This window comes from Paraburkholderia sp. J12 (genome assembly GCF_905220215.1).
Lineage (GTDB): Bacteria > Pseudomonadota > Gammaproteobacteria > Burkholderiales > Burkholderiaceae > Paraburkholderia.
This window is the reverse complement of the sequence record NZ_CAJMZC010000003.1, coordinates 161,539-176,742: the sequence shown is the minus strand read 5'-3', so window position 1 is coordinate 176,742 and position 15,204 is coordinate 161,539. Positions and strand designations below refer to the sequence as shown.

General features: G+C 66.4%; 15 protein-coding genes. 5 read left to right on the top strand and 10 right to left on the bottom strand.

Annotation, left to right across the window (positions count from 1 at the left end; genetic code table 11):
* Positions 1 to 98 precede the first annotated feature (98 nt).
* The 7 genes from U5760_RS09525 to U5760_RS09495 form a co-directional block, all read right to left on the bottom strand.
* Positions 99 to 503, bottom strand: coding sequence for a helix-turn-helix domain-containing protein (locus U5760_RS09525; protein ID WP_322011296.1), 405 nt, complete (start codon positions 501 to 503; stop codon positions 99 to 101).
* Positions 504 to 768: 265 nt separating this feature from the next.
* The gene (locus U5760_RS09520; protein ID WP_322011295.1) at positions 769 to 1,017 is read right to left on the bottom strand and encodes a hypothetical protein; all 249 of its coding nucleotides are present in this window, start codon (positions 1,015 to 1,017) and stop codon (positions 769 to 771) included.
* Between the two features lie 70 nt (positions 1,018 to 1,087).
* Positions 1,088 to 1,327 carry a DUF2964 family protein gene (locus U5760_RS09515; protein WP_322011294.1) on the bottom strand — a complete coding sequence of 80 codons (240 nt, stop codon included), beginning with the start codon at positions 1,325 to 1,327 and terminating at the stop codon, positions 1,088 to 1,090.
* 94 nt (positions 1,328 to 1,421) lie between these two features.
* The gene (locus U5760_RS09510) at positions 1,422 to 1,649 is read right to left on the bottom strand and encodes a hypothetical protein (RefSeq protein ID WP_322011293.1); all 228 of its coding nucleotides are present in this window, start codon (positions 1,647 to 1,649) and stop codon (positions 1,422 to 1,424) included.
* A 41-nt stretch (positions 1,650 to 1,690) separates the two neighbouring features.
* Positions 1,691 to 2,284 carry a YigZ family protein gene (locus U5760_RS09505; protein ID WP_322011292.1) on the bottom strand — a complete coding sequence of 198 codons (594 nt, stop codon included), beginning with the start codon at positions 2,282 to 2,284 and terminating at the stop codon, positions 1,691 to 1,693.
* A gap of 820 nt (positions 2,285 to 3,104) precedes the next feature.
* On the bottom strand, positions 3,105 to 3,410 hold the full coding sequence (locus tag U5760_RS09500; RefSeq protein ID WP_322011291.1) for a hypothetical protein: 306 nt from the start codon (positions 3,408 to 3,410) through the stop codon (positions 3,105 to 3,107).
* Positions 3,411 to 3,687: 277 nt separating this feature from the next.
* On the bottom strand, positions 3,688 to 5,355 hold the full coding sequence (locus U5760_RS09495) for an acyl-CoA synthetase (protein ID WP_322011290.1): 1,668 nt from the start codon (positions 5,353 to 5,355) through the stop codon (positions 3,688 to 3,690).
* Between the two features lie 176 nt (positions 5,356 to 5,531).
* On the opposite strand from U5760_RS09495, the gene U5760_RS09490 reads away from it, so the two are divergent.
* Complete coding sequence (locus tag U5760_RS09490) at positions 5,532 to 6,296, top strand: Crp/Fnr family transcriptional regulator (RefSeq protein WP_415914070.1); 765 nt, start codon at positions 5,532 to 5,534, stop codon at positions 6,294 to 6,296.
* 182 nt (positions 6,297 to 6,478) lie between these two features.
* Entirely contained in the window at positions 6,479 to 6,868 is a 390-nt protein-coding gene (locus tag U5760_RS09485) for a DUF4148 domain-containing protein (RefSeq protein WP_322011287.1), read from the top strand.
* 30 nt (positions 6,869 to 6,898) lie between these two features.
* Here the strand turns inward: U5760_RS09485 and U5760_RS09480 are convergent, their stop codons facing one another.
* The 3 genes from U5760_RS09480 to U5760_RS09470 form a co-directional block, all read right to left on the bottom strand.
* Positions 6,899 to 7,525 carry a LysE family translocator gene (locus U5760_RS09480; protein ID WP_322011286.1) on the bottom strand — a complete coding sequence of 209 codons (627 nt, stop codon included), beginning with the start codon at positions 7,523 to 7,525 and terminating at the stop codon, positions 6,899 to 6,901.
* A 94-nt stretch (positions 7,526 to 7,619) separates the two neighbouring features.
* Positions 7,620 to 9,365, bottom strand: coding sequence for a penicillin-binding protein 2 (locus U5760_RS09475; RefSeq protein ID WP_322011285.1), 1,746 nt, complete (start codon positions 9,363 to 9,365; stop codon positions 7,620 to 7,622).
* Positions 9,366 to 9,581: 216 nt separating this feature from the next.
* Positions 9,582 to 11,129, bottom strand: a complete 1,548-nt coding sequence (locus U5760_RS09470; RefSeq protein WP_322011284.1) for a methyl-accepting chemotaxis protein — start codon at positions 11,127 to 11,129, stop codon at positions 9,582 to 9,584.
* A 413-nt stretch (positions 11,130 to 11,542) separates the two neighbouring features.
* Between U5760_RS09470 and U5760_RS09465 the strand changes: the two genes are divergently transcribed.
* The 3 genes from U5760_RS09465 to aepY are packed head-to-tail and all read left to right on the top strand — an operon-like array spanning position 11,543 to position 15,200.
* Positions 11,543 to 12,322 (top strand): phosphocholine cytidylyltransferase family protein, encoded by a 780-nt coding sequence (locus U5760_RS09465; RefSeq protein WP_322011282.1) that lies wholly within the window; start codon positions 11,543 to 11,545, stop codon positions 12,320 to 12,322.
* Entirely contained in the window at positions 12,319 to 14,019 is a 1,701-nt protein-coding gene (aepX, locus tag U5760_RS09460; RefSeq protein ID WP_322011280.1) for a phosphoenolpyruvate mutase, read from the top strand. Before U5760_RS09465 ends, aepX begins: the two co-directional genes overlap by 4 nt.
* Positions 14,016 to 15,200, top strand: a complete 1,185-nt coding sequence (aepY, locus tag U5760_RS09455) for a phosphonopyruvate decarboxylase (protein WP_322011278.1) — start codon at positions 14,016 to 14,018, stop codon at positions 15,198 to 15,200. The genes aepX and aepY overlap by 4 nt, the downstream gene beginning before the upstream one ends.
* The last annotated feature ends 4 nt before the right edge of the window (positions 15,201 to 15,204 follow it).

Sequence of the window (15,204 nt, the reverse complement as noted above, 5' to 3'; positions counted from 1 at the left end):
CGACGATCTTCCGGAGCCGGGTTGAGAGGATCGGGGAGGTTCAACCCGCGTCCGGTTCGGGGAGCGGAGCCCGGGGCACGGCCGCCCGGGCGTTCCGGTCAGCGTGCCGATTTCGACAGGCGATGGCCGAGACCGAGGTTCGAAACGATTTGCCAGGTATAGACGCGCGAGTAGTGCACGCCGAACTGGCGGCCGATCAGCTCGCGCACGCGGCTGTTGGTCCAGGCATCGCTCGGGAAGCCGTGATCGCGCGCGGAGCCGTGCAGTGCGCTGGCGATCCAGATGAGCGCGGCCTGGTCGAGCACGGAGGGCCGGCCGCCCACGCTCATCTGCTTGAGCGCGGCGAGGCCCCCGTCTTCGACGATGGATTTGTAGCGGCGCACCGTCTGGGCGGAGAGGTGCAGGGAGTCTGCGACACTATTCACCGTTGCGCCTTCGATCAGCATCTGGCCAGCGGCCATTCTTCTCGTGACGCTTGGCAAGTTCTCGGTTCGGGTAAGCATTTGATCACTCGTCGACGAAAGATTCCGGGAGTGCGGCATGGCGGATATGCCGCTCCTGTCGATCCGGGCGGGCGCCTCATCGGATGCCTTGGCGCTTGCCGGGTCACATGCACAGCTGTCAACCCTGGTTCCTGCATGCGGGTCTTGTCGCTTGCCACGGCCTTGCGCCGGCGATAGTGACGCCTGGCCTGTAGCGGACGGCGAAGTGCGCGCTCTTCGGGGGAGCGCGTGTTTTGCGAAACGCGATCACGTTCCGCAACGAATATTAATAATTGTTTTTGTAGGGAATGTGTATAGCGCGGAAAAAAATAGTCTGCTTGACTTGCTCGATATCGTGGACTATCGGAAAAAATGAAACGACTGCGAAATCCTCAACAATGCGCATGAGCATTGCGTATTTCGTTTTTACCGATCGAGGCTTGCGGGCAGGGCCGATTGGCCGGTTTTCATGGGCGGTTTTATGTGCATATTTCATTTTGCGGCTGGCATCCCGCATTTCATCTGCGCTTTTCATCCGCCCATTTGTTCTGATTAATTGTCGTGCTGCGGCAAAACGGGCGGTTGGCGCGACGCGCCAACCCGCGCTAATCGACCCGGTTGCGGTCGCGCACGAGAATCGACACATACACCGTGGTCGAGACGATGATGACCAACACGCCGGTGATCACCATTTTGTTGTCGAACTGAACGAGTCCGAAGACGGCGATGGCGATGCCGGCGGCGGACCCTAGCGTGCCGATGGCCGCGACGAGGATGCGCAGCTTGCTCCACACGCGATGGCGCCGTTCGGGGCCGGCGCCTTCCCTGAGTCGGTCGAATATCATGGGCGGCCTTTCCAGATGAGCCAGGGGAACCAGCAGCGGCCCTGGCGATGGGCGAAACACCCCAGCGGGTGCGATGCAGCCTGCGTGCCTTCGATCAATCGATTATATCGGCCGCGCGACGGCGTGCTTTCTGGGTGCGCTCCGGCCGGGACGGAAGTTTTTGCGAAGTTCGGGCGGCATTTAAGTTTGCCTTAATTTTGCATCGCCATGATGGAGTCGTCGGGTCGATTCGATAGTTCGATTCGCGGTTGTTCTTCACGTCCCCTGTTGGGCCGCCGATTTTATCGGCGGCTTTTTTTTCGCCCTGCGTCAGCGCGGGCATTCCGTGCGCGCGCATCGATCGCCGCGTCTTCTGCTCGCGTTTCAGTCGTGCTTCGGGAAACCGGCGCGGCCCTGGGTGAGATCCCGAAGGGTGTCGCGGGCCGCATCGGCTGCGGTGGCGGGGAGTTCGACCGTCAGGCGCACGGTCATGGTGTAGGCACTGTCCACCAGCGTTGCCTGCGTTTGCTCGATCCAGTGGCGCACGCGCGTTTCGTCGGGATAACCCACCTCGACGGTCAGGCGCGCGAGGGCAATGCGCTCGATCCGTGTGGCGCCCTGCAGGGCGCTGGCGATGGCGTCGGTATAGGCGCGCACGAGGCCGCCCGCGCCCAGCTTCACTCCGCCGTAATAGCGCACGACAGCGGCCAGCACGCCGTCCAGATCGTGATGGCGAAGCACTTCGAGTATAGGCCGCCCGGCAGTGCCGGAAGGTTCGCCGTCGTCGGACATGCCGGACTGGCCGCCCGCGAGCAGCGCCCAGCACACATGCGTCGCCGTGGGATGCGCCTCGCGCAGCAGGCGCAGTTCGGCCATGGCGGCCTCGCGGCCGGCAACCGGAATGGCATGCGCGATGAATCGGCTCTTGCGGATTTCGAGTTCCGCGCTGACGGGGGTGGCAAGCGTGAAGGTGGGCAAGACAGGCGGGGCGGCACAGACTAAACCGCCATGTTAACCGATGTGGCTAGAGAACCGGCCAGCGATCCGGCCAAGGGCCAGCAGCACGTCCGGCCCCAAATTTTGCCAGTTTTTGTAATGGATACTTGCGGGTTCTGGTAATGACGCACCGGCCTCGAGGCCCGATAATGCGTCACGTGACGGGTCTAGCTCTGGCTGGGGCGAAGCCGAACTCCTCATTCGGTGATCCGTCATTTCCTTTCTTTCTGCTCGTTGCGCCTGCGTTCGATACGCCGCAGCGACGCTTTCCGGCAGTTTCCCGGTTGTGCCAACAGACAAAAAAATCCCCGGTCAGGACTTCTCCAATGACCGGGGGTTCATAAGGCTCGCCTGTTCTCAAGAGGCGATTCAACCTTACGCCCGCCAAAATCAAACGGCAATGTGAAAATAAAAGTTCGTGCCCGGAAGCGAAAAAAGCCCCGGGCGTTGCCGGCCGGGGCGAATGAGAATACACCGTGCGCTCCGGGGAACGAAACGCAGGGATAAGTTACCTGCCCGCCTGCCCGGAGGCAATGGCTCACACATTACTTGCAATTACTTGCGATGGCCTTTCCGGCGGGGCGCGATGCCTGCTGGATCGGGTATTCGCGATTGCATCCGGTGCGGCGGGCGAATCGTACGGACAGCGAATCAAATTATCTGATATCCCGAAGCGACTCTGGAATGGCGCTGGTGCACCGCGCGCCGGAAATGCCGGTAAACGCGCGAGGCCGGTTTCCCTTGCGGAAAACCGGCCTCGTCGCGAGCCGCCGTCATGCGTGACGGCGGATTGCCGAACCGATCAATAGTGCGGCGGGGGCGGACGGTGATCGTCGTGCCAGCCCGGGGGGCCCGGATCGTGCGGATGATGGTGCATCCAGTCGTCGTGGGCCCAGTAGCGATGGCCGTCCCAGTAGCGGTCGCCATGCCAGCCGATGGTGACGTGAACGTCCACCGGGATCATCTGCGGAGCGCCGTACTGCGGCTGCGAATCGGCACGCAATGCGAACGGTGCGGACTGCGCGAAGGCGCTCGTCGCGCCCATCAGCGCGCCACCGGCGATCAGGGCCGCGGCCATGGCGCGAGCGGGGGTCTTCCAGCTCTTCATGTTCATTTCGTTCCTCCTCTAGGTTGCGTTGTGGCAGCGCGGCGTGAGATGCCTTGCCGTCACCCACGAATCGAGCTTATAGGCCGGGAGGCGACCCATACGTGAGCACTTGTAAGCGTAAATTTCAGTGCGAAACGGCTGAAGAAAGGGCCAACCTGACAATCGGCCCTTGATGCGGAAAGGATAAAGCAGTGAACTTGACAGTTTCCGCTCGCGCTTAATGGGGTCGAGTTGTCAACTCACGTTACATTCGCGGGCCGTGCAGGGGGGCCGAGTTTCACGACGGACGCTTTGCGGCCGTGGCCCCGCTCAAATCGATCGCGCTTTGCGAGCCCACCTTCGCACGCAACTCGTATTTCTGGATCTTGCCCGTGGCCGTGCGCGGCAGTTCGCCGAATTGCACGACGCGCGGCACCTTGTAGTGCGCGAGAAACTGGCGGCAGTGCGCGATGATTTCTTCGGCGGTCGCATTCGCACCCGGGCGCAGTTCGACGAACGCGCACGGCACTTCGCCCCATTTCGCATCGGGCATGGCCACCACGGCCGCGAGCGCGACGGCCGGGTGCCGGTACAGCGTATCTTCCACCTCGATGCTCGAAATGTTCTCGCCGCCCGAAATGATGACGTCCTTGCTGCGGTCGGTGATGCGCACGTAGCCATCGGGCGTCATCACGCCGAGGTCGCCGGTATGGAACCAGCCGCCGCGGAACGCGTCTTCGGTCGCGCGTTCGTTCTTCAGGTAGCCCTTCATGCAGATGTTGCCGCGGAACATGATTTCGCCGAGCGTCTGGCCGTCGTTGGGCACCGGCTCCATGGTCTCGGCGTCGCGTACGGAAAGGCCGCTTTGCAGGTGATAGCGCACGCCCTGGCGTGCGGCGAGGCGCGCCTGCTCGTCGGCGTCGAGCGATTTCCAGTGCTCCTGCACGGCGCACACCGCGGCGGGGCCGTAGACCTCGGTGAGTCCATAGACGTGCGTGAGCTCGACGCCGATGGCCTGCATCTTCGCGATCACGGCCGGCGCGGGCGGTGCGCCCGCCACCATCGTGCGCACCGTATGCGCGATGCCCTCGCGGTATTCGGCGGGCGCATCGGCGAGCGCGGCCTGCACGATGGGCGCGCCGCAGTAGTGGGTGATGCCTTCGCGGCGGATCAGGTCGAACACGAGCTTCGCGTCGAACTTGCGCAGGCACACGTTCACGCCCGCGCGCGCCGCGACGGTCCACGCGAAGCACCAGCCGTTGCAGTGAAAGAGCGGCAGCGTCCAGAGATACACCGCGTGCTTCGGCATGTCCCATTCGAGGATGTTGCTGACCGCGGTCACGCACGCGCCGCGATGGTGATAGACGACGCCCTTGGGGTCGCCCGTCGTGCCCGAGGTGTAGTTGAGCGCGATGGCGTCCCATTCGCTGGCGGGCGGGATCCATTCGAACGCGGGATCGCCGCCTTCGAGGAAGGTTTCGTAGTCGATGGCGTTTGGGAAGTACCCGGGGTCGGCCGGCGCGATGTCGGCCACGCTGATGATTTTCAGGCCGGGGATCTCCAGCGCCGCGCGCTGGGCGAGCGCCGCGTATTCGGTATCGACGATGAGCGCTTTTGCCTCGCCATGGCGCAGCATGAACAGCATGGTCGCGGCGTCGAGCCGCGTGTTCAGCGTGTTGAGCACGGCCCCCGCCATCGGCACGCCGAAGTGCGCTTCGACCATCGCGGGGATGTTGGGCAACAGCGCCGCTACCGTGTCGCCGCGGCCAATTCCGGCGTGGGCGAGCGCGCTGGCGAGCCGGCGCGTGCGCGCGTAGGTCTCGCGCCAGGTGCGGCGCACGTCGCCATGAACGACCGCGAGGCGCTCGCCGTACACTTCGGCCGCGCGCACGATGAAGTCGATCGGAGTGAGCGGCACGTAGTTGGCGTCGCGTTGTTCGAGGCCGGCTTCGTAGGGGTGCGCCATGGCGTTGTCTCCTTGAGTCCTGTTCACGACGACGACTTCGGCGCCTGCCGTCTGCCGTGTGTCCGTCGCTGTCTTTGTCGGTATGATGCGCGCTATCGTGGCAGGACCGCGCGCTTTAGTCTGTCGCCGGCGCGACAGAGCGGCCCGCCATTTCCCTTCCCGTGAGAGTGTGCGCGATGACGCAGTTCACTATACCGCCGGGCGGCGAAGTCTCTGGCGAGGCTGGCCGTCCCGTGTCCCGCATCGACGCTGCCGACCCGGCGCGCCTCGCGGCTCTCTTCGCGCGCTGCGCCTGGTTCCGCGCGCTCGCGCCGGAGCATCGCGCGTGGGTGCTGGCCGATTCGCACGCGCAGACGTATGCGCCGGGCGCGATCGTGGCCGCGCGCGAGGCCCCCTCGCTGCACTGGCTGGGCGTCAGCGCGGGTCTCGTGAAGCTCGCGATCTTCAACGCTTCGGGGCGGGGCTGCACGTTCTCGGGCGTGCCGCACGGCGGCTGGTTCGGCGAGGGCAGCGTGATCAAGCGCGAGCCGCGCAAGTACGACGTGATCGCACTTCAGCCCTCGCTCGTGATGGCGGTGCCCGCCGATACGTTTCACCGGCTGATGGACTGCAGCCTGCCGTTCAACCGCTTCGTGATCCATCAGTTGAACAACCGCATGGGCGAGTTTATCGGCCTGATCCAGAACAGCCGTCTGCTCGATATCGACGCGCGGGTGGCGCAATCGCTCGCGCAAATGTTCAATCCCGACCTCTATCCCGAGACCGGCAGCGCACTGGAGATCTCGCAGGAGGAGATCGGCATGCTGGCGGGCGCCTCGCGGCAGCGGGTCAACCAGGCGTTGCAGGCGCTCGAGAAAGCGGGGCTCGTCACGCTTTCGTACAACCGCGTGGACGTGCTCGACCTGGACGGCTTGCGGGCCTACGGGCGCGATCAGCTCTGAGTCCGCTGCGCGCCCGTTACCACTCGCCTCTCCTCCCAGTGTTGCGCGGATTGGAAGGGACTCCTCCGGCGCGGGCGGTTTTTGGGGCCGGCCATCCTGCGTAAGCTTTGTGCATCGACTCGTGCGCCGCTTGCGGCCTTCGGTCCGCGGCACGGGTCTCGTTCATTCGTAAGGAGAGCAAAATGAAGCGCCCCATGCTATGCGCGGCACTGGTTTCGATGATGGCCGTGATCCCCGCGATGTCGTTTGCCCAGACCGCCGGCAACGGCCCGCTGACGCGAGCGCAGGTGATGCAGGAGATCGTCGATCTGGAGTCGGTGGGGTACAACCCGGCGCACGTGAACGACGCCACCTATCCGGAGGAAACGCAGGCGGCGATGCAGCGTCTGGCCGCAAAGCGCGCCAACGACACGCGTCTTGCGCAGGAGCGGCAGGTGGCGGACTCGGGTTACGGCAACCCGCCGGAACCGGGCGGGGAGTCGGGCGCGCCCGCTGCGGCGAACGTGCCGCATGTACCGCACGGACCGCATGCACCGGCGGGCGAAGCGCCGCAGGCGTACCCGCACCACTGAAAACGGCGGCGCGGGCGCGCCGCCACGCGTTTAATGATCGAGCGCGAGCCGTGCGCCTAGCGCGACGAGCACGCCGCCCATCACGGCGTCCACGGGGCGGCGCAGCTTCTGGTAGCCGCGCTGCACGCTGCCCGTCGAGAACAGCAGTGCCATCGCCGTGAACCACGTGATCGACACGGCGGCCACGGTGGCGACCGTCGCGCCGTGGACCCACATCGGCGCATGAGCCGGCAGCAGCGTCACGAACAGGCTGCCGAAGAACGCGGCGGCCTTCGGGTTCGTGAGGCCGACCAGCAGGCCGCGCCGATACGAATGCGCGCTGCTCGCCGTTTTCGCCGCGGCCGCGGGCGCAGCGGCTGCGCCGGACGACTGGCGCAGGCTCATCAGCGTTTTCGCGCCGAGATACACGAGATAGACCGCGCCCGCAATGCGGATGCCTTCATAGAGCCAGGCCAGTTGCGCGAGTATCAGCCCGAGGCCGAACACGGCGAGCGTGGCCCAGAGCGCATGCGAAGTGGCAATGCCGGCTGCGGCGAAAAGGCCGGCGCGGCGGCGGGCAAATGCGTGCGAGGTGACGGCCAGCATGTCGGGACCGGGGCTCGCGCAGGCAAGCAGCATGACGCCGGCAATGGCGGCGAGTTGAGGCAGGAAATTCATGGCGATCGGCGTGCGCCTCGTTGCGCGGTGGAGAGCAAAGCACCAAGGATACCGTGAAAGCCCCCTTGCTGCCGCGCTCTCCCGCGCCTCGGCTTCAGGCGTCCGGCGGCACGCCGAGCAGTTGCAGCGTGCCGGCCGTCACGCCGGAGAACACCGGCCCCGCGACCGTGCCGCCATAGTAGGTGCGGCCCGCCGGATCGTCGATCATCACGGCGACGATCACGCGCGGCGCGCTCATCGGCGCCATGCCGACGAACAGCGCCCGATAGCGGTTCTTCGCGTAGCCCGCGCCGATCTGCTTGCGCGCCGTGCCGGTCTTGCCGCCGATCCGATAGCCGTCGACGTTCGCCGTGCGGCCCGTGCCGCCCTCGCTCGTCGCCATTTCGAGCATGGCGCGCATCGCCGCGGCCGTGGCCGGCGTCGTGACGCGGCGGGCCAGGGTGGCGGGCGCACCGGTCGCGTCCGCGGGCTGGCCGGCTGCCGGATTCCCCGGAGTGCGCAACAACCGCGCGGGATGCATCGTGCCGTCGCCCGCATAGGCCGTGTAGACCTGGGCGATCTGCAGCAGCGAGGTAGACAGGCCGTAGCCGTAGGCCATCGTCGCCTGCTCGATGGGACGCCAGCGCGCCCACGGCCGCACGCGGCCGGCCGCGGCGCCGGGGAACGTGACCTCGGGCTTCTGCCCGAGCCCATAGGCCTGATAGGTGTCCCAGATGGTTTGCGCGGGCAGGTTCAGCGCGATCTTGGCGAGCGCGATATTGCTCGACTTCTGGATCGCCTCCGCCACGGTCATGCGGCCGTGGTTCGAGGTGTCGTGAATCGTCGCAGGGCCGATGCGATACGTGCCCGGCGAGGTATCGACGATCGTGCCGGGGCCCACCTTGCGCTGGTCCATCGCGAGCGCGACCACCACGGGTTTGATGGTCGAGCCGGGCTCGAACGTATCGACCACGGCGCGGTTGCGCAACTGGCGGCCCGTGAGCCGCGCGCGGTCGTTCGGGTCGTACGACGGCCAGTTCGCGAGCGCGAGTATGTCGCCGTTGCGTGCGTCGAGCACCACCACGCTGCCCGCTTGAGCATTGTGCTTCGTGACGGCGGCCTTGAGCTGCGCATAGGCGAGCTGCTGCACGCGGCGGTCGATGGTGAGCTGAACGGTCTGGCCGTTCTTCGGCAACACGCGCTCGCGCGGTTCCGACACCACGCGTCCGAGCCGGTCGCGGATCACTTCGCGCTGGCCGGGCGTGCCGCGCAGGCGGTCGTTCGCGGCGAGCTCGACCCCTTCCTGGCCGGCGTCTTCGATATCGGTGAAGCCCACCACGTGCGCGGCCGATTCGCCTTCGGGATAGAAGCGTTTCGAGTCGGTGATCAGCGTGATGCCGCCGGTGGCCATCTCGTCGATGTGCGCGGCGGTTTCCGCATCCACCTGGCGCTTGAGCAGCACGAACGAGCGGTCGCCCGAAAGACGGCGGCGCAACTCGGCCGCCGGCATGCCGAGGAGCTTCGCGAGCGGTTCGTGCGCCGTTTCGTCGACGAGTTTCGGGCTCGCCCAGATTTCGAAGGTTTCGAGGCTTACGGCGAGCAGCGCGCCGTTGCGGTCCACGATGCGCCCGCGCATCGCGTCGAGCGCGAGCGTGCGCTGATAGCGCTTTTGCCCCTGCGCGACATAGAAGTTGTGGTTGACCACCTGGACCCACAGCGCCCGGCCGGCGAGCGCCGCGAAGGCGGCGAACGCCACGAAGACCACGAACTTCGAGCGCCACGCGGGCAGGCTCGGGGAGAGCATCGGATGGCGGGTGGCCGTGGCGTGCGGGTCGCGCGGCGGCGGGTTCCGGCGGGTCATCGAGTGGCGTGCGGGGGTGTCATGGGGCTGATTGTAAATGCAGTGTAATTTAAATGAAATATTCGGGGCGAGCGGGCGAGCGGCAACGCTGCGCTTGCCGAAGGGCGGGAGCACCCAGGAACAAGATGGGAGGACTAACCAGGGGAAAAGCAGGGAGGGTAAATCGCAGCCTGGGCCGGACAGATCGGCCGGCCCAGGAGACATCCATCGGCTTCGTCAGGCGAAAGCGGGCAGCCTGAAGCTCGCAATCGCCTCGCGCAGGTTCGTCACCTGGTCCTTGAGCGAGTGGGCCGCGGCGGCCGCCTCTTCGACGAGTGCGGCATTCTGCTGCGTTACCTGATCCATCTCGCCCACGGCGCGATTCACCTGCTCGATGCCCGCGCTCTGTTCGCGCGAGGCATGGCTGATCTCCTCGAGAATCTCGTGCACGCGCCGCACCGACTGCACGATCTCGCCCATCGTCGTGCCCGCGTCGGTCACGAGCTGCGCACCTTCCGCGACCGTGCCGGTCGATTTTTCGATCAGCGCCTTGATCTCCTTGGCCGCCGTGGCCGAACGCTGCGCGAGGCTGCGGACTTCGGCGGCGACCACGGCGAAGCCGCGTCCCTGCTCGCCCGCGCGCGCGGCCTCCACGGCCGCGTTCAGCGCGAGAATATTGGTCTGGAACGCAATGCCGTCGATCACGCCGATGATGTCGCCGATCTGGCGGGAACTCGTGGTGATGTCGCCCATCGTGCGGACCACGTTTTCCACGACTTCGCTGCCGCGCGTCGCCACGTCGGCGGCCTGGCTCGCGAGCTGCGCCGCGTGCTGGGCGCTGTCCGCATTCTGGCGCACGTTGGTCGTCATCTCGTCCATGCTCGAGGCGGTTTGCACGAGTGCGGCGGCCTGCTGCTCGGTGCGCTGCGAGAGATCCGTGTTGCCCGCGGCGATCTCGTTGGCGCCCACGTTGATGTTCTCCGCGCCGCCCAGCACGCGCGACACCGTCTGCACGAGCGACCCCTGCATCGTCGAAAGCGCGTGCATGAGACTGCGTTCGTTTTCGCCCAGCACCGGCACGCGCGTGGTGAGGTCGCCCCCGGCGATGCGGTTCGCCGCATCCACGGCCACTTCGAGTTCGCCGCCGATCGAGGCGCGCACGCTGCGCACCACGAAAATCATCACGACCGTGGCGATCGCACCCAGCACGAAGGTCACGGCGAGCCAGATGCCGAGGCTTTCGTAGAACGCGGCGCGCACGTCGTCCATGTACATGCCGGTGACGATGCACCAGTCCCACGGCGCGAAGCGTTTGGCGTAGCTCTTCTTGGGCACGGGCTGGTCGTGGCCGGGCTTGGCCCAGAGGTAGTCGGCGAAGCCGCCTTCGGGCCGGTTGGCCGCTTCCGACAGGTCGGTGAACAGGTGGTTGCCGGCCGGGTCCGTGAAGCCGGCGAGCGACTTGCCCACCAGTTCGGGCTTGATCGGATGCATGAGCATCACGGACTGCGAGTTGTTGATGCTCAGATAGCCGTCGGTGCCGTAGCGGATCGAGCCGATCACGGCGAGCGCCTGCTTTTGCGCATCGGCTTCGGACAGCTTGTTCTGCTGCGAGAGCGTGTAGTAGTAGTTGGCGATGCTCATGGCTTCTTCCACGAGGGTCTTCAACTGGGCTTCGCGTTCGCCGATCATCGCGTTGCGGCTTTGCCATGCGCCGAAGGCGACGATGAGCAGGAGACCGATCCAGAGGATCGTGATCATCGAGCGGAGTTTTTTGGTCAGTGTCATGGTCGGTCGGGGTCGTTCTTTCTCGTGGCTGCGAGGGGCGGGCAGGACGGCGCGCGCCTTCTTGCCCTCCTTGTGTTAACGGCCTTTCGGTATGGCCGCGTGACCCAGGGCGAACCCGGTGCCGATCGGAATTCATCCGACGAATCAAGCCTCTGGCGCCGCCCGGATCGAAATGTGGGAAAAACGCAAAAAAACCCGCATCAAAGCCACAAATTTCACTGCAACACCATGTTTTGCCACGATTGGCGGTGTGGCAAGGCAATTGGGAATCGTTTCCGCTATAGTCGCGACTTCGGCCCACATGAGACAAAGGACCAGCAGAGGCCGCCGCGGCCCTGCCGCGCCGGCGCCGTGTGGGCCGCGACCAGAGAGGGCGGTGCCGACCGCTCCAGAACGACACCCTTGGAAAACGCATGCGAGCGATCATTCTTGCCGCGGGGCTCGGCCTGCGGCTTCAGCAAACCGAGGGCGAACAGTTTCCGAAGTGCCTGCTGCAGTTCGACGGCACGTCGCTGCTCGAGCGGCATTTGCGCCTGCTCGAAGCGGCGGGCGTGACGGAGGTCGTCCTCGCGCTCGGCTTCCAGCCGCACAGCGTGGAGGCGGAACTCGGGCGCGTCGTTGCCCGCACCGGCTGGCCGCACAGCGTCGAAACCGTGCTCAACACGCGCTTCGACCTGGGCAGCGTGCTCACGGTGCACTGCGTGGCCGAGGCGCTCACGCGCGGCGGCGACGTGCTGCTGATGGACGCCGACGTGCTCTACGACGAACGCGTGCTCGCGCCGCTCGTGGCCGGCAGCGCGCCCACGAACCGTCTTCTGATCGACCGCGACTTCGAAACCGGCGACGAGCCGGTGAAGCTGTGTCTGCGTGACGGCGTGCCCGTCGAACTGCGCAAGCAGCTCGCGGTGGGCCTGCAGTACGACACGATCGGCGAGTCGGTGGGCTTCTTTCGCCTGAACGAGGCCACGGCGCGGCGTTTTGCGCAGATCGTGGCCGGCTATGTCGAAAGCGGCCGCGCCAACCTGCCGCACGAAGAGGCCCTGCGCGACCTGCTGCTCGAACGCGGCCAGGAGTTCGACACGGCCGATGTGACCGGCGCCCCCTGGATAGAAATTGATTTTCCCAACGATGTGACGCGCGCCGCGCAGCAGGTGCTGCCGCAACTGCGCCGTCCAGTAGGAGTGACACGATGAACGCACGCGAACCCGCCATGGTTCCGGTATCCCGCAGCGCCCGTCTGCGCCAGATGCTTCTTTCCAACGAGCTCGAATTCCTGATGGAAGCCCACAACGGCCTCTCGGCGCGCATAGCGCGCGAAGCCGGCTTCAAGGCGATCTGGGGCTCGGGTCTCTCGATCTCCGCGCAGTTCGGCGTGCGCGACAACAATGAAGCGAGCTGGACCCAGGTGGTCGACAACCTCGAATTCATGGCCGACGCGAGCGACCTGCCGATCCTGCTCGACGGCGACACGGGTTACGGCAACTTCAACAACGTGCGCCGCCTCGTGCGCAAGCTGGAGCAGCGCGGCATCGCGGGCGTCTGCATCGAAGACAAGCAGTTCCCGAAGACCAACAGCTTCATCAAGGGCGAAGCGCAGCCGCTCGCCGACATGGACGAATTCTGCGGCAAGATCAAGGCCGGCAAGGACTCGCAGACCGACGAGAACTTCTCGATCGTCGCGCGTGTGGAAGCGCTGATCGCGGGCTGGGGCATGGACGAAGCGCTCAAGCGCGCCGAGGCCTACCGCCTCGCGGGCGCCGATGCGATCCTCATCCACAGCAAGCTCTCGAAGCCCGACGAGATTCTCACGTTCGCCCGCGAGTGGGCCGGCCGCGGCCCGCTCGTGATCGTGCCGACCAAGTACTACAGCACGCCGACCGACGTGTTCCGCAAGGCGGGCATCAGCGTTGTGATCTGGGCGAACCATCTCGTGCGCGCCTCGGCTTCGGCCATGCAGGCCGTGGCGAAGACCATTCACGACACCGAGACGCTGGTGGACGTGGAAGACCGCATTGCTTCGGTCAACGAAATTTTTCGCCTGCAGGACGCCGACGAATACGCGCAAGCGGAAGACCGCTACCTGTCCACCTCGCGCGGCGCAGGTTCGGCGATCGTGCTGGCCGCGAGCCGCGGCTCGGGCCTCGACGCCGTGACCGAAGACAAACCCAAGGTCATGCTGCCCGTGGCGGGCAAGCCGCTTTTGCGCTGGCTCGTCGATGCGTTCAAGAAGGAGCAGGTGAACGACATCACCGTGGTGGGCGGCTATCGTGCCGACGCCATCGACACCGCCGGCATCAAGCTCGTGCGCAACGAACGCTACGCGCAGACCAACGAACTGGCGTCGCTCGCCTGCGCCGCGGACGCGCTCAAGAACGACACCGTGATTGCGTATGGCGACCTCGTGTTCCGCAGCTACATCCTGCGCGATCTGGTGGAGAGCGAGGCGGACTTCAGCGTGGTGATCGATTCGTCGCCGGCGACGGAAAACCGCAGCGTGCGCGACTTCGCCTGGTGCAGCTCGGCCGACGACCGCGGTCTCGGCAACAAGGTGCTGCTCTCGCGCGTATCGAGCGACGTGGGCGCCGCGGGCGCGGGTGAAGCGCCGCACGGCCGCTGGATCGGCCTCATGAACGTGCGCGGCGCGGGCCGCGAGAAGCTCGCGAAGAAGCTCGCGCAGCTGCAGACGCGCGCCGACTTCGACACGCTCGACATGCCGGCGCTCCTCAACGCGCTGATCGAAGACGGCGAGAAGATCGAAGTGCAGTACGTGCATGGCCACTGGCGCGGCGTGAACGACCTCGACGATTTCCGCAGCGCGGGCGACTTCGCCCAGGGCGTTTATACGCCGGCGCAAACGCCGGCCGCCGAGGGTGCGGAGGGCAAGGCATGATCGAGGCGGCACAGTTCGTCGAAGCGGCGCGCTCGCGCGGCTTCGAGTGGTATGCGGGCGTACCGTGCTCGTATCTCACGCCGTTCATCAACTACGTGCTGCAGGACGAGTCGCTGCACTACGTTTCGGCGGCCAACGAAGGCGATGCCGTCGCACTGATCGCGGGCGTGGCGCTCGCGGGCAAGCGCGGCATCACGATGATGCAGAACTCGGGCCTTGGCAATGCCGTGAGCCCGCTCACTTCGCTCACGTGGACCTTCCGTCTGCCGCAACTGCTGATCGTGACGTGGCGCGGCCAGCCCGGTGTGTCCGACGAACCGCAGCACGCGCTGATGGGCCCCGTCACGCCGCAGATGCTGGAGACCATGGAGATTCCGTGGGAGACGTTCCCCACCGAGGCCGACCAGATCGCGCCGGCGCTGGAGCGCGCGATTCGCCACATGGACGAAACGGGCCGGCCCTATGCGCTCGTGATGCAGAAGGGCAGCGTCGCGCCGGTCGAGCTCAAGGACGGCGCCGCGCCCGCAAAGCATGCGCTGGCTGCCGCGCAGCCGAAGTGGACCGGCAGGACTGCCGATGAATGGCCGTCGCGCCGCGATGCGCTCGAACGCGTGATCGCGGGCACGCCCGCCGATTCGACGGTGGTGGTCGCCTCCACCGGCTTTTGCGGTCGCGAGCTGTACGCACTCGACGACCGCGCCAATCAGCTCTACATGGTCGGCTCGATGGGCTGCGTCACACCGTTCGCGCTGGGCCTCGCGCTCGCGCGCCCGGACCTGAACGTGGTCGCGCTCGACGGCGACGGCGCCGCGCTGATGCGCATGGGCGCGTTCGCGACGCTCGGCGCGTATGGTCCGTCGAACCTCACGCACGTGCTGCTCGACAACGGCGCGCACGACTCGACGGGCGGCCAGGCCACCGTTTCGCAGCAGGTGTCGTTCGCGAACGTCGCGGCGGCGTGCGGTTATGCCGACGCCGTCGAGAGCGACGACCTCGCCGCGCTCGACGAAGTGCTGGCCGCCGCGCGCGAGCGCCGCGCCGGCGCCCACGGCGTGAGCGGCACGCGCTTCGTGCGCCTCACGATCCGCCGCGGCACGCCGGATGGCCTGCCGCGCCCCACGATCACGCCGCCCGATGTGAAGACGCGCCTGATGCGCCACATCGGCGCGTCCGCTCAATAAGGAT